Source organism: Arenibacter sp. F20364 (assembly GCF_023015905.1).
Lineage (GTDB): Bacteria > Bacteroidota > Bacteroidia > Flavobacteriales > Flavobacteriaceae > Arenibacter.
In genome coordinates this window covers 1-14594 of sequence record NZ_JALKBD010000059.1, presented here as the reverse complement: position 1 = coordinate 14594, position 14594 = coordinate 1, and the positions used below count along the sequence as shown (strand labels likewise).

The 14594-nt window shown below is 39.9% G+C and carries 11 protein-coding genes; 2 read left to right on the top strand and 9 right to left on the bottom strand.

The features are described from left to right. Positions 1 to 219: 219 nt before the first annotated feature. Positions 220 to 1287 carry a tyrosine-type recombinase/integrase gene (locus MWU84_RS23050; RefSeq protein ID WP_246906316.1) on the top strand — a complete coding sequence of 356 codons (1068 nt, stop codon included), beginning with the start codon at positions 220 to 222 and terminating at the stop codon, positions 1285 to 1287. A 161-nt stretch (positions 1288 to 1448) separates the two neighbouring features. Here the strand turns inward: MWU84_RS23050 and rlmF are convergent, their stop codons facing one another. Further along, positions 1449 to 2300, bottom strand: coding sequence for a 23S rRNA (adenine(1618)-N(6))-methyltransferase RlmF (gene rlmF, locus MWU84_RS23045; protein WP_246906314.1), 852 nt, complete (start codon positions 2298 to 2300; stop codon positions 1449 to 1451). 132 nt (positions 2301 to 2432) lie between these two features. Between rlmF and MWU84_RS23040 the strand changes: the two genes are divergently transcribed. Beyond that, entirely contained in the window at positions 2433 to 2813 is a 381-nt protein-coding gene (locus MWU84_RS23040) for an SRPBCC domain-containing protein (RefSeq protein WP_246906312.1), read from the top strand. Positions 2814 to 2864: 51 nt separating this feature from the next. Here the strand turns inward: MWU84_RS23040 and MWU84_RS23035 are convergent, their stop codons facing one another. The 8 genes from MWU84_RS23035 to MWU84_RS23000 form a co-directional block, all read right to left on the bottom strand. After that, on the bottom strand, positions 2865 to 4190 hold the full coding sequence (locus MWU84_RS23035; protein WP_246906309.1) for a DUF1566 domain-containing protein: 1326 nt from the start codon (positions 4188 to 4190) through the stop codon (positions 2865 to 2867). A 508-nt stretch (positions 4191 to 4698) separates the two neighbouring features. Further along, a complete protein-coding gene (locus tag MWU84_RS23030) occupies positions 4699 to 6102 on the bottom strand; it encodes a sialate O-acetylesterase (protein ID WP_246906306.1) in 1404 nt (467 codons plus the stop codon). A gap of 215 nt (positions 6103 to 6317) precedes the next feature. Continuing rightward, positions 6318 to 6851: a CIA30 family protein gene (locus tag MWU84_RS23025; RefSeq protein ID WP_246906303.1), complete on the bottom strand. Its 534-nt coding sequence runs from the start codon at positions 6849 to 6851 to the stop codon at positions 6318 to 6320. Between the two features lie 97 nt (positions 6852 to 6948). Then, positions 6949 to 7905 (bottom strand): cytochrome c, encoded by a 957-nt coding sequence (locus MWU84_RS23020; RefSeq protein ID WP_246906300.1) that lies wholly within the window; start codon positions 7903 to 7905, stop codon positions 6949 to 6951. A 444-nt stretch (positions 7906 to 8349) separates the two neighbouring features. Next, positions 8350 to 10236, bottom strand: coding sequence for a mechanosensitive ion channel family protein (locus MWU84_RS23015; protein WP_246906298.1), 1887 nt, complete (start codon positions 10234 to 10236; stop codon positions 8350 to 8352). Between the two features lie 166 nt (positions 10237 to 10402). Continuing rightward, complete coding sequence (locus tag MWU84_RS23010; protein WP_246906294.1) at positions 10403 to 12052, bottom strand: SulP family inorganic anion transporter; 1650 nt, start codon at positions 12050 to 12052, stop codon at positions 10403 to 10405. 178 nt (positions 12053 to 12230) lie between these two features. After that, positions 12231 to 13736: a hypothetical protein gene (locus MWU84_RS23005; protein ID WP_246906292.1), complete on the bottom strand. Its 1506-nt coding sequence runs from the start codon at positions 13734 to 13736 to the stop codon at positions 12231 to 12233. A 237-nt stretch (positions 13737 to 13973) separates the two neighbouring features. Then, complete coding sequence (locus MWU84_RS23000) at positions 13974 to 14414, bottom strand: DUF4174 domain-containing protein (RefSeq protein ID WP_246906290.1); 441 nt, start codon at positions 14412 to 14414, stop codon at positions 13974 to 13976. Between the last annotated feature and the right edge of the window lie 180 nt (positions 14415 to 14594).

Sequence of the window (14594 nt, the reverse complement as noted above, 5' to 3'; positions counted from 1 at the left end):
ATTTTAGATTTAGATTAATCCATATAATTTACGAAATCTAGCTGAAAAGGTTACCGAAGGTTTAGTTCAACACATATATATGTGTAATTAAAGGTTAAGATATAAAAATAACCCAATATCTCCTTAACTCCCATGCATAAATAGATATGATAATATTAATGAGTAGGTATTTTATATATCATTTTGTATCTTAGAGTATATTGTTATACAAAATGAGGAATGGATTTTTCACAATATACCTTTAAGCCTACCGTGCATCGTAACAAAAATGTAATATTGGTTCATTTTCCATATGATCCTCATTTGGTGCAGCAATTTCGGGAACGTTTTACCTCTGCAAGATGGAGCAAAACCAATAAAGCTTGGTATTTGCCAGATATACCCGCTGTCCGAACTGCCTTGAACATAGAGCAGCGGCCTTTTATTACAAAACAGTTGACCAAAATTGCACCCCTTAACCAAGCTGCCCTAATACAATATTATGATCAACTTAGGTTAAAAGCGCTTAGCCAGAACACCATTCGCATTTACGTAGCAGAATTTGTACACCTACTGCAACTGATTAAAAATTATCCCGTAGAAGAGCTTACACCAAAAAGATTAAAGGATTATTTCCTCTATTGTGTCTACCAAGAAGAAATGGGCGAACGTAAATTGAACGGTAAGATAAACGCTATTAAATTTTATTTTGAAAAAGTATTACATAGGCCACAGCTATTTTTTGATATTCCAAGGCCTAAAAAACCTGTGACCTTACCTAAAATGCTGGCCAAGAATGAAGTTGTGAGGTTGTTTAAACAGCTCCAAAATTTAAAACATCGCATTGCCTTGGAACTTTGCTATGGTTTGGGTCTTAGGGTTTCCGAAGTCGTAGCTGTTAAAATAAGAGACATTGATAGCGCAAGAATGGTAGTGCATATACATGGGGCAAAAGGTAAGAAAGATAGAATAGTGCCGCTTCCCGTAACCTTATTGCCAAAACTTAGGGAGTATTACAAGCAATATAGCCCCAAGGAATATTTGCTAGAAGGGAGATATGGGGGGCAATATTCTAAAGGCAGTGTGCAGAAAGTGTTTAAAGTGGCCATGAAAAAAGCAGGTATCAAAAAAAATATTGGGGTTCACGGCCTTCGGCATAGCTATGCAACCCACCATTTGGAATCCGGTACCGATATGCGTTTTATCCAAGAACTTCTTGGGCATAGCTCCATTAAGACGACCCAGGTGTACACCAAAGTAACACCGCGTAGTCTTGCGAATATCGAGAGTCCGTTAGATTCCTTATAATTTTAATTCTATTGTAGGTCCGTGTGAAGTATAACCTATGTGGTTTTTGACTTGTGGGTTGGTTCCGTTAAGAGGTCTAGGTTCTGCCTTGGGGTTCAATTTGTTTCTACGAACAATCCCTTATTCTCAATACAGTAATCAGAATCATTTTATAGCAATAATTATTGTCCCTTAAAAGTCCAGGCCACAAACCTGCTTTTTTTGTTGCCCTGTTCCATATCTACAACCTTTACCACTGTTGGACCGGTTTTATTAATGGCCCTTTTTATATTTTTTAGGTTTTCTTTTTGGGAGACCAGAGAGCTAAACCAATGTACCTGATCTTTGAATTGCGCACTCTCCCCGGCCATCTTTTTTACAAAGGCTTCCTCACCGCCCTTGTACCACAATTCGTTGGCCAGGCCTCCAAAATTTAAGCGTTCCCCACCCTCCAATTGCAGGTTGCGTACCTTTCGTTGGTTCTGTTGTTCGGCATCTGTACGGTTCTTAAAAAATGGGGGATTGCAGACTACGATGTCAAAATTATCCCTAGGCTGAATAATGTGTTCCAGAATACTGTTCTTGAACCTTTGCTGTCTCAGCGCTATCTTTTGTAATACCTTGTTGCTATCAATAATTTCCTGGGCGTTTTTTAAGGCATCCAGATCTACCTCACTGGCCGTACATTGCCAATTAAAGTGGCATGTTGCCAAAATGGGATAAATAAGGTTGGCCCCGGTGCCAATGTCCAACAAACTAATTTCGGTTTTTGGAATCAGTTCCGCCACATACAAGAGGTAATCCAAACGGCCAGGAATGGGGGGGCAGAGGTTATGCTCAGGAATATCCCAATGGTCAAGGCCATAGTGGGCCTTTAACAAGGCCCTGTTCAACGCCTTTACCGCTTGTTTGTCCCCAAATGTTATGGTTTGGTTTCCATATGCGTTCACAAAGACAAATTCCTTTAAATTAGGCGAATGCTGCACTAGGAAATCAAAATCGTAATCTTTGGCAAAGGGATTTTTCGGGTGCACGGCTATGAGGTTTATAAAGGGCAAAGTTAGCAAAAGCTAATATATAGGCCCAGTAAGATTCAACTGCTGAAAAATTATTTAGTAAATTTAAGGATCGAGCTGTTAGTTTAATTTCACCTTAAAAGTATATCAATGGAATTTACCTTAAAAACAACTTTTAACACCACGGCAAAACAAATCTACAAGGCATGGCTCAGCACTCAGGGGCATACCAAAATGACCGGAGGTGAGGCCTTCGTGTCCGACAGGGTGGGTGATCCATTTACCGCTTGGGACGGGTATATTAAAGGCGAGAATCTAATTTTGGAACCCTACCATAAAATTGTTCAAACCTGGAGAACTGATAATTTTAAGGATAGGGAGGAAGATTCGCAAATTGAGCTTATACTTTCAGAAACAGATGGTATAACCCAATTGACCTTGATACATACCAATGTTCCAGAAGATGGAGAACATTATATTAAAGGTTGGCAGGAACATTATTTTGATCCTATGAAAGCCTATTTTGAGTAGCTCTTAATTATTTCTATACCTCTTTGCAGCTAGTTTTTATTTGTTACTGTTTTAATCAACATTCCTAACCAAACGGACATAGTTATAGATTCTTTCGCCGCCTTCACCTGCTGGACCATTTTCATGTTTGGTGTCGAACCTTACAGCTCCTGCACCATGAAAATCCAAACCTTTGGGATTTACCGCACGTCCAAAAGCCACATACCAAGCATAGTAATATGGTTTGCCTTTTTGGAACCTTGCTGAAGTGCTTGTCCAATAGTATGGGTAATCTTTATCGTCATTTTCATTGATAATTTCTGAACAACTAAACAAGGGGTCAATAGCGGCTCCCACCAAAGTAGTGTCCTTGGCACTTGGTGCATAGTGGTAATCAACAATGCCCTGTAATTCTTTTACGTTCGGTAAGCGCCAATCAGAATGTCCTGCTAATACTGTATTTTCTGAATAAACCAGGGCATTTTTCCAATCAAGGCCTTCTTGGCTATCTTTTTTGGACCACATTAATCCAGTAGAGGTATCGGTTATTGTACCGTCACCGTTATCTTTAAAATTGTTGATGCCGTAAATATTTCCACGTACTGCACGCACATGTTTTAGCATAGGGTTGCCCATTGGTCTATTTCCGTCTGCATTATCCTTTCCTTGACCCGGAGGGGGTGGTCTGTTCTCTTCTGAATCTTGTCCTTCAGATCCGTTGTTTCCTCCCAGGGGTGGACCATTGCGCATTCCACCCTCTGCTGCTTCCCCTGGATAGGCTTTAATGTGCCCTGTGGCATGGTTTACTCCAAAAGCTGCCGTGTAACGTCCTTCTTCCGTATGCCCAACATATTTATTGTCTGCCCAATATTGTTCGCTTTTTTCTACATAATCGTTGTTTACAAGAGAAAAATAAGAGGAGTCCAAATAGGGCCATCCTGAACTAAAATCGCTAATAGAAAATAATTCTTTTAATGTAGGCATTCTCCAATCGTCATAACCACCAAGTTCCAGGTTTTCACAATACTCTTTTGCACCGTTCCAATCAAAACCTTCTGTTGTTGGAATTTCTTGCCACATAAGTCCAGAGTTTAGGTCGATAACAGTTCCGTCTCCATTCTTTTTGTAGGACATCTTTTTGCCTTTTAGATAGTTGGCATCTTGCCCGTAAAGCGAATCGCTTGGCTCCAAGGATTCAATTACTTCTCCGTCTACCGTGTATAATGCAACTTGCCCTGTAGCAATTTGAGTGTAGTTATTACTTGAAGATGTTGTTACGCTAGCTTCTTTTTCCTCGCTTTTCTTCTTTATATTACAAGATTGAATAAGGAGTACACTTAAAAAGATTAAGGTTAGTTTACCCACCATATTGACAGAGGTCGATTTTAGATTGCCCATATTTTTAATTCTATTTCTACCATTAATACTTAGCTAAGATATTCGGTAATATTTCTTAGAAAAAATAATATCTACGGACTTGAGGATTCTAAATACGAAACTCTCAATTTGATTGACTGATGCCAAATTAGCTATTAATGTGAGTTTAAAATTCCTAATAACTAATTACTGTCAATGTTCAGTTTACTCGATAATCGAGATTAAAACCTGCCTACCGGTAGGCAGGCGGCCAAAGAGCATTTCACGGAAGTGAAAGTGGCCGGGACGATGTGGGAGTGGAAAGTCCGTGGATTTCAAGAAAAGAAAAATCAACCTAGATTTTTTTGGATACTTTTTTGATCTATGGAAAAAAGTATTGGATAAGTTTCTGCTTTCGATTCGGATTGTCAATGCTATTACCCTAAATTTTTCAGATTGACCGTGATTTACTTCCTACAGCTTCACACAATACAATAAGCGCAGAAAAACTAATTGTTTCCTTGCGCCCAGTAATTAATATAATGGAATTCTACTCCTCCCAAGTATCCGTTCTAAAGGAGGAAGCGGGGAGGCCCTCCGTATTGAACAAACTGCCTGCCTCACAATTTTTAAAGGCATACCTTACCGCAACAGGGGCCGACACATGCTCGGACCAGACGCTAAGGCTCTTATCCCCATTTATTTTAGCCTCTGCCGGGTGAAAAACTTTATCAGCCCCGGCCACTTCAAAGCCTGATAATGGCTGTCCATAACTGGATAGTCCGTTCTCATTATACTCAAAGGACATTTTTACCTTACCATCCTTTATCTCATCTATTGCTTTGTACACCGGACCGCTATAGGCAATATCCTCCATACCGTAATCTTTGGCAAGTGCCCAAAGGGCCAATCTATCGCCCACCAATTTCTTCTCCCTGGGATGGATAAAATCGCAGTCCCCGATGTCCATAGTTACTGCCATTCCCGTATTTTCAACCGTTTTCATGGTGTACAATTGCGCTTCCCTAACAAAGCCGGCATTGCCACCGTCATAGCCATAGGGTGCAATTTGAACAAAGTAAAAGGGAAACTTGCCCTGTTGCCACTTTTCCCTCCAGGTATTGATCATGGTGGGAAAGAGTTGGGCGTATTCCTTGGCCCTGTTTCTGTTGGATTCCCCTTGGTACCAAATAGCTCCCTTAATGTTGTAGCCTACCAAAGGGCTGATCATGGCATTGTACAAGAGGGTAGGGGTCTGGTTCAATCCTTCCTCCGGAAGATTTTTGGGCAGCTCTATGGTATTGTATGGGGAAAGGGATTCCTTATCCATCCAAGCTTCCACACTGGAGCCGCCCCAGGAGGTATGGATCAATCCAATGGGGATATTTAATAGGGTGTTCAATTTTTTTCCAAAAAAGTAGGCCGTAGCGCTAAAGTCCTTTACGGTTAGGGGGGTGGCCTCTGCCCATTGACCTTCCACTTGATCCAACGGATCCAGACTAGCAGCCCTTTTTACGGTAAACAAACGTATCTGATTGTTTTTGGAATTTATAATGGCCTCGCCACTACCGTTGATCGGTTGGTTATTAAACCCTTTTACCGGCATCTCCATATTGGATTGCCCGGAACACAACCATACTTCCCCGATCATAACGTTGTTCAGGGTAACCTCATTGCTCCCCTTTATGTTTAGGGTGTAGGGTCCGCCATAGGACGGTGTTTGAATTTTTAGTTTCCATTGTCCATTGGCATTGGCAGTTGCGGTAGATTCTTTTCCCCAATTTCCTATTACCTTAATTTTAGCGTTCGGTTTATCGGTTCCCCAAATGGAGACAGTGCTATTCTGTTGTAAGACCATATGGTCCCCAAAAAAGGCAGGTAATTGTATTTGAGCAAAGGAGATCGTTACACTCAAAAAAAGAATGGCTAATAGAATTGTTTTTAATGGCTTCATAATTATTTATAAGGTTGGTATTTAATGGTTTACATAGTTATAACAGCAATGGGATTAGTTCCAATTTTCAATTGCAGTCCATAACACTGTTAAATGTAGCAATTTTTTGTGGTTTCGTGTCGATTCAGAACTTTCGGAAAGACTGGTAATCTCGTAAAAAATTGAGGCTAGGGATAATTGAATTTTTCCCATTTTTGAAATTTTTCAGATCGCTTTTAATGATCCAGGACTATTTTATCGATAAGCAACATAAAGCTTTCCGTTTTTTTATTACCGATTAAGAAAACTATCTCCTCAATATGATCTTTTGAAAAATTGGGCATGTCCAATTTTCTGCCCCGAAAAGAAGGATACATATCCTTGAGTGAAATTTTGATTTCTTCCCATTCCCCTGAAGTTGGAAAGGTAACGATATAGGAATAATAATTGCTGGAATCGTCCTTTACCCTAAATTGATATTTCTTGCCGTCGCCTTTGAGCCGAATACTAATGTAACCGTCTTTGGTTACCTGTAGCTTTTCAAACCGGTAACGCACGGAAGAGAAGCCACCATTGTTTTCCAAGGAGATTTCGCCCTTAAATAATCCATGTCCTTCCGGAGTTAGGACGATATTTCCGACCGACAAGCCCCCCATTACACCATCATTGACAATTGTCCAATTTTCCATGCTGGTATCCTTGTTGAAATCGAAAATTATTTTTGAGGTCATAAGCGTCATTAAAACTAAAGTGGCCAAAAGATACTTCATAATTCACCTTTAGGGTAATTTACGACAACTTATGCCAAAGACCATATTTAGTTAGGGGACATAGTTTGTACAAGTCAAAAATTAGCCTTTACATTTTTTAGTATATGGATCGCTCCACCTTGTTTTTAATAGGAGGAATGGTTTGCAGGTATTCAAAAATGGCCCCAGCTTCATGATCCGTAAGTTGGGGATAGGGAAGCATGGGGTAGGTCAAGGCCTTTTCACCCTTTTTTTGCCCATACTTAAGCGCATTGACAAAATCTTCCTTGGTCCAATTCCCAATTCCGGTTTCCTTGTCCGGGGTTAGGTTCGATGTCAACATTACCCGTCCCTGCAAGTCCAAAGGTTTATTGCCCCCTCCAAAGTAGCCTTCACTCAATTCCGGATTTAAAAAGTCGCTGGTTTTAAAGTCCGCCGAATGGCAGGAGAAGCAATCCAAGTTATGTGCCAAGTATTTGCCCAATTCCATAGTGTCGTCCTCATTAGGTAAGGGAATTGTCTCTGTGGGCAAGGGGAGGGGCTTAAAGGCAACCCTACACAGGATTTTGGTCAATAAAGAGGGTTTGGGCGGGATATCCGGAGTGGGATCCGCTTTCACCATAGGGTGGTCCGACCTTAAAAACGCAATGATGGCATTCATATCTTCATCCGCCATATGTGGCAATTTGGCCATATAGGGCGGACTGTATTGACCGTCCCTTTTTATGCCCGTTCTAAGGAGATATACCAGTTCCCCATCCGTCCAGTCCCCAATGCCATAGGTCTTGTCATGGGTAATATTCTGGGAATAGATTTCTCCAAATTCCGGCGGGGCATCCATCATTTTCTGTCCCGTAAGTTTATTGGTTTGATGGTTCAAATGGCAACTGGCACATAGCATAAGGGCCAATTTTTCGCCCCTGGCTATGGCTTCGGGACTATTATTTACCTTGAAATCAATTTTTTCTACTTCATAGGAAGGAATACCGTTGGCACTGATAAAAATTATAACAATTCCAATCAATAATACAATGAATACTATGCTCACTCCTAGTATTTTTAATCCTTTTTTCATCTAAATAATTTTTAATTAAACAAAAGAGTATTTAAAATGGGAGGGGGAAGTTTTATTGTTTCAATCAGTTGTTTTCAGTATTATAAGCACACAAAAATCAGCCGCTATATTCTATTAAAAAAAAGATAGAGTTAGCTACTCAGGTAACAAGTGGCCTAATGTTTCCGAAGTCTAATTAAGTGAAAGAATTTAGTCATGGGTCGGTTTTGGTTAATATATTTAAATAGCTATTGGTTTAATACATGTTCCTCAGCTAGGGTACTACTAAAAATAGTAATTTTTTTCATAGATTGATATGGTCCTGATTACAATCTTTTTTAAATCATTAAGTCTGTTGATGAAAGATGCCTTATGGGTCAATGTTTACCTTTTGTAGGAACATTGGCCATTTGAAGATTGCTTGAACAAAAATTTTTAAGGGTAATAATTTATACCTTGCTCCAATTAGTCATTTTTGTCCTTTTCCACCTTTACGCTAAAACTAGGTGCCTTATAGTCTTTTGGCAAATAATTAGCGGGTGTGGTAGTCATATTTCCATCCCTTGCAGCCCTGTAATGTGGCGATAGAATTTCTATGCCCCTTTCATTAAAAACATCCTGGATATTCTGGTGCAAATTGGAATAGATCAGGGCTTGTTTGCCAGCGGTTTTGGTATGGGCATTTATTTGGTAGGCCACATAAAAATCTTCCAAGCTGGTCTGCAGCACAAAGGGAGCAGGGTCCTTTAAAAGCAAATCGGTCCTTAAGGCTGCATCTATCAAAGCCTTGTGTACGTCTATCCACGGAACGTCATAGCCAATGGTTACGGTAGTATGAATGATCAATCCCCGTTCCAAGGTCTCGCTGGTATAATTGGTGGTATTACCGGAAAGCACCGAAGAATTGGGAATGGTGATGACCTCATTTTTGGTGGTTTTCACCCTGGTAACCAAAAGGGTTTTTTCCACCACATCGCCGGTGACATCCCCAATTTTTATACGATCCCCAATTTTGAAGGGCCGCATATAGGTAATGACCAAGCCGGCCACCATATTGGCAATGGCCGTGGAAGATCCCAGCGAAAACAACACCCCAATAAAAACGGAAACCCCTTTAAAAACATCGGAATCTGAACCCGGTAAATAGGGGAAGATCAATACGAACATAAAGGCATAGAGCAGGAACCTTACAATGCTAAAGGTGGGCATGGCCCAATCCGCATGAAAACCCGATAACTTTAGTTTTTCAGCTTCAATTTCAGAAAATATATACCTCACGAACTTAATGCAATATTTCATTACAAAATAGATGACCAATATACTGATCAGGTTGGGCAGGTATTGCCAAATTGCGATGGCCCCACCTTTAAAGGGAGACCATATCAATTGGAAGAGGGTGTCCGCCCAAGTACGGGAGAAAGGAAATATACTAAAGATGATCGGTAGGGAGATATACAGTAAAAGGGCGTACACAAACCATCTCAAAATATTGAATAAAAACAGTACTACCTGCAGTTCCTGATCCGAAGTTAGAAAGGTATAATCCTTATAGGTTAAGTTTTTAAGCCAATTGTCCTTGGTCCTATGTATATTGGCCAAAAGCTTATTGTAACCTTTTCCTATTAGGATAAATATTAGCCAGGCCAGCCCAATGACCAGGACGACCAATCCTATGCGCATCAATATCTTGAAGATGCCGCTTTCTTTTCTAACCTCTGTGATGGAAGCTTTGATAATACCTTGGAATTCGGTGGCCAAGGCTTGCATACTTTGATCGTACCAAATGGCATCGGATTCGGAAATGCTCATGATGATGGTATCTCCATAAACTATATCAAAGGTGTTTTCGGATTTAACCACCGCAATGGAATCGATTTTTAAAAAGTCATCATCCTCCAATATTTTAATTTTTTTCTCTATGCTAAGTGCCCTTTCTTGTGGGGTGGAAGCACCAATTTTTGAATATATCAGAAATAAGGTATCGCCAAGAGAACTAATTACCGGAAATCCAGAGGCAGTCTTGCGCAAGGAATCGATACGGGCTTTTTTATTGGCTAGGCGTGATGTATTATTGTCTTCAATGGTTTTAAGCTGAAGAAGAAGCTCCTCCTTTTGAATGTTATCCGTAGTTTTTAAAGCATTTAGCTGACTCTCCAATGTCGCTTTCTTTATGGAATCTTCAACACGCTGCAATTCAATTTCGGCTATACGCCTGTTGTAATCATTTAATAATTCAGTGTTTACCGAATCCTTATCTATCGTATCTACTGCTGTACTATCGGACTGACTTTTTAGAGTATAGTTACAAAGGAGAAGTAAGGTCAATAATAATAGTCGGGTATAGCGTCTCATAGCAGGGTCGGTTTAACGGTAGGTATGGCCATTGGCATTTACGCCTTGGGCTTTATATATCAAAAGTATAATTTAAATAAACGTAAAATTTTCGACTTTCAAAATTTAAATGGCTTTTAGTACTTATCTGAAGATACGCTATTTTAGGATACCCAGCTGCTAATATTTAAGTGTTGGATTTGGCTTTTTCCAAGGCTTCAGTAATATTATTGAAGATATAATCCCGGTCCAATACAGAGAACATTTCATTCTTCTCAAAATCCTTTTTGGTCTCTTCGTTGATTCCTGAAAGGATTACTTTTATACCCTTGGCCCTATACGTTTTTATAATCTCCTTTAAACTTTGGTATCCGGTGGCATCTATTAAAGGAACATAACGCATTCTAATGATGATGACCTTGGGCTGTAAATGGGTATTGGTTATGGTTTCCTGAAATTGTCTGGCAGCTCCAAAAAACAGGGGACCATTAATCTCATATAAAAGTACGTTTTTGGGGAGTTCCATTATTTCATCGTCAAACAAATGTTCGCCATTAATATTTTCAGGTGTGATGTTCTCCACGAGTACAGCTTCGCTCATTCTCTTCATAAACATAAAACTGGAAAGTACTATTCCAATTTCAATGGCGATAACAAGATCGAAGATGACCGTTAGGAAGAAGGTGCTCAAGAGAATGATGATATCCATTCTATTTCCCTTTAAAATCGATTTAAATTGTCTCCATTCGCTCATATGATAGGCCACGACCATTAAAATTCCCGCCAGACAGGAAAGGGGTATCAACTTGGCATAAGGAGCAAACAAAAGCATTATGGATAAGAGTACCAAGGCATGTACTATGCCGGCAATTGGGGTTCTACCGCCATTTTTCACATTGGTAGCCGTTCTTGCTATGGCACCAGTAGCAGGGATACCGCCAAAGATGGCAGAGAATATATTGGCCCCGCCCTGAGCTATCAATTCCGAATTGGAACGATGTTTGCCACCGATCATGGAATCTGAAACCACAGCGGAAAGGAGAGATTCTATACTGCCCAATAGGGCAATGGCAAAAGCGGGTTGGATCAAAGACTTTACTGTGGCATAATCCACTGTCGGCAGGCTGGGCATGCTTAAATGATTTGGGATTTCTCCAAAATTGCTTTCAATGGTATCCACGGGAATCCCAAAAATCTTCACGACAAGGGTAGACAACACTATGGCCACTATAGAACCTGGAATTTTTTTGATCAACTTTTGAAAATAAAGGGTTATGATGACCGTTCCGGCAGCAATTGCAATGGCATACCCATTGATCTTGTCCATAATTTCATAATATACGACCCATTTGTCCATGAAATCAGCCGGCACTTTAGCTATGTGGAGACCAAAGAAATCATTGATTTGGGAGGAAAAAATAATTAAGGCTATACCACTGGTAAAGCCTACTATAAGTGAATAGGGAATAAATTTTAATAGGTTCCCCAATCGGGCAAGTCCCAAGCCAATGATGATAAAGCCGGCCATAAAAGTGGCTATGGTTAGGCCATTTATTCCATGCTCTTGGACAATACCGTATACGATGACGATAAATGCCCCGGTAGGACCTCCAATTTGGACCCGACTACCGCCAAATACTGAAATTATTACCCCGGCAATGATAGCTGTTATTAATCCTTTTTCCGGCGAAACTCCAGAGGCTATGGCAAAGGCGATGGCTAAGGGAAGGGCAACTATACCCACGATCAATCCAGAAAGTAAATCTTTTGAAATGGTTTCTTTCGCAATTCCCTCTTTTAAAAGAGAAAATAGCTTGGGAACAAACTCTTTATTCATGCTTCAAAAATATGGTACGCAACGGTTCAATTTGAAAGTGGTAGTTTACTGGACCGTAAAAAATTAGTTTAAACCATGATAAAGATAGGATGAATTTTTATTTTAAGAAATTGGAATGGTGTTTTTATATAATTTAACTGTAAACCGGTAGTTGGATTGGATAATGATATCGAATAGACTATGGATTTGTGGATACTGCAGCACTGGTACCGTCAATTAGCGCTACGGTAATATAGGAGTATTGCTGCCGTTTATTGACAACGGTGGTACAATTTGTTTTTTCTCCATTTAGGAATAGAAACTCGTGTATGCCAGGTATTTTGGCCGTCCAATTTAAGGTGCCTCCACTTAGGTTGTTTACTTCTGTTTTAGACTTCCCATAGTGTTTTACCGTTACCTTATTGGAGAGAAGGGGTAGGCTCTTCATTTCAGCCCAATCATCAGCTTTTTCCAAGCGTGGTAAACTTGAAAAACTATTAGAGGCTGCATCGACATTTATGCCCATCAAGCCCCTTGTCAAATGCTCTATTACCGTATAGGAGTTTTCGGGATAGTCGCGTCTGGCATTTTCTTTACTGCATAAGTCAATGATCATCTGGTTAGCTATTCCCGAACGGCCATTTTCGTAAAAGATGATGGGCAGATATGATTTTAACTCAACAATCAATTTGTTGAAGTTGGCCTCGTATTCCCCCACTAGGTTTTCTATTTTTTTATCATCGGAAATAACATCATAATAGAAGAGATAGTGTAAAAAACCCTGGTTTTCACCTACCATAAAATAATCGAAGTTACCGTCATCATAAAGAATGGAACGGTATTCCTGCCTCTCCTTGTCATACCAAAAATGATTTAGGAACTCTTTTTCTTGTTGCGCTTTTTCCAAATATTCCGTAGATCGGGACAGATTTCCCCTCAGCTTTAGCATCTCTGCGTAGGCCTTATATGCGGCCACTATGGAGGCAGACATATCTATTCCTAGCAAAGTTTCTCCTCGGCCACCTTCGTTGTATGTAGGAATGCCCCGCTTGTTTCCAAACCTGCTTTTTTCTGAATTCTGGGGTGCATGAAGAGAGCGACTTCGGTCTAAGATCTGGTCCCAACCCAATTGCCAATGGTCTAGGTATTCATTAAGACTCAGCTCATAAAAATTAACGAGATCAGGATGATTAAGGTACTCCTTATTACCCGTCCAATTATAAAGTCGGTGGGCGTTATAGGTTACATCAAAGTTGGCAGGTAGGTTATACCAAAAATCCTTGTCATTTTCGTAGTCTACGGGAGCCGGTTTGTCATACCTATTAATTTCCCAATAGCTACAGTAATCCTTTTCCTTGCTAATATTTTGGGCGAATTTCAGGAACATATTATAATTATGTTTTCCCAATCCCAATATTTCGGCTCCAATTGCCTGGTGAGAAACATCCCTCATGCAAAAAGCTTCACGATCGGGTAGTGCAGCCTCATACCAGTACCCGACCGGATCATCGTTGTCATGGGCGTAGGACAGGGCTTTGTTCTTGGCCCAGCTGAAAGCCTTGTCCAATTCTTTATCGGAAGAATTGAATATTAATTCTCCAGTAGTAATTTGGGGCGGTTTTTTCTCGGTTTCTTCTTTACAACTGCCAAGCATAACCACTATGAGGAAAAAAAAGTAGTATGTTGAAGTTTTGGTTATTTCCATGGTGTGGATTTTATCCATTGGATCAGCTAAATTTTTAGGTTCCATATTTTTTAAAAATAAAGAATTATGTATTTGCCATTTCAATAAAAGATCTACAAATATTGATTTACTCGATAATCAAATTAAAACCTGCCTGCCGCCTTTAGATTTGATGTATAAAAATAATCTAAAATAAGGGTTCTTTCAATGCTTCGCGGGCCTGCGTTTGTCAGCTAGACAGGCCTGCCCCGAGGTAGTTTATTTGTTTTTATTTTTCATTTCGGCTCTTCTCATCGGCATAGCGTCTATGGTTCCAAAAAGTTCCGTTGTTGTAAGTACTTCAGTCTTTTCAAGTTTTATGCCCCCGTCCAAGCCCATCAATATCACTTTAAATTCTTCCCCCTTCTTTGCAAAATCATCAAAAATAATAGGAGAAGTAATCCATTCGTTCTTTTCCCCTTTTAGCTGGCAATTCATTAATTTATACCGATCAGGCAAAACTTGATAGACTATAATTTTTCTTTCCTTAAGTTCCTTGGGAAGACTGTTAAATTTGGTGATTTGTTCTTGATATGCCCTGGAATCCTCGTCTTGGGCCACGATTAGAACGACCCTATTTTCCCATCGGTGTTGTTTTAAGTCCTGTGAGTTCACATTGCTTATGATTAAGATGGCTATTAAAATGAAGAATAGTCTCATGATGTTAAAGATTTGCGCAATGTATCCGGTTCTTGTTTTAGCTGCAATTGGTGAAACAATCATGATCGATTAAAACAAGGCCATTTGGGATCAAGAACAAAACTTGGGTCTGAAGTGAATAATTTATTTCTTTGCACTTTAAATTTAAGGGATGGACAAAGGAACCGATTTATCGTTATT

Coding starts and splice junctions, on each gene's coding strand:
- MWU84_RS23050 (WP_246906316.1), top strand. CDS start 220: ATGGATTTTTCACAATATACCTTTAAGCCTACCGTGCATCGTAACAAA.
- MWU84_RS23040 (WP_246906312.1), top strand. CDS start 2,433: ATGGAATTTACCTTAAAAACAACTTTTAACACCACGGCAAAACAAATC.
- MWU84_RS23035 (WP_246906309.1), bottom strand. CDS start 4,190: ATGGGCAATCTAAAATCGACCTCTGTCAATATGGTGGGTAAACTAACC.
- MWU84_RS23030 (WP_246906306.1), bottom strand. CDS start 6,102: ATGAAGCCATTAAAAACAATTCTATTAGCCATTCTTTTTTTGAGTGTA.
- MWU84_RS23025 (WP_246906303.1), bottom strand. CDS start 6,851: ATGAAGTATCTTTTGGCCACTTTAGTTTTAATGACGCTTATGACCTCA.
- MWU84_RS23020 (WP_246906300.1), bottom strand. CDS start 7,905: ATGAAAAAAGGATTAAAAATACTAGGAGTGAGCATAGTATTCATTGTA.
- MWU84_RS23015 (WP_246906298.1), bottom strand. CDS start 10,236: ATGAGACGCTATACCCGACTATTATTATTGACCTTACTTCTCCTTTGT.
- MWU84_RS23010 (WP_246906294.1), bottom strand. CDS start 12,052: ATGAATAAAGAGTTTGTTCCCAAGCTATTTTCTCTTTTAAAAGAGGGA.
- MWU84_RS23005 (WP_246906292.1), bottom strand. CDS start 13,736: ATGGAAATAACCAAAACTTCAACATACTACTTTTTTTTCCTCATAGTG.
- MWU84_RS23000 (WP_246906290.1), bottom strand. CDS start 14,414: ATGAGACTATTCTTCATTTTAATAGCCATCTTAATCATAAGCAATGTG.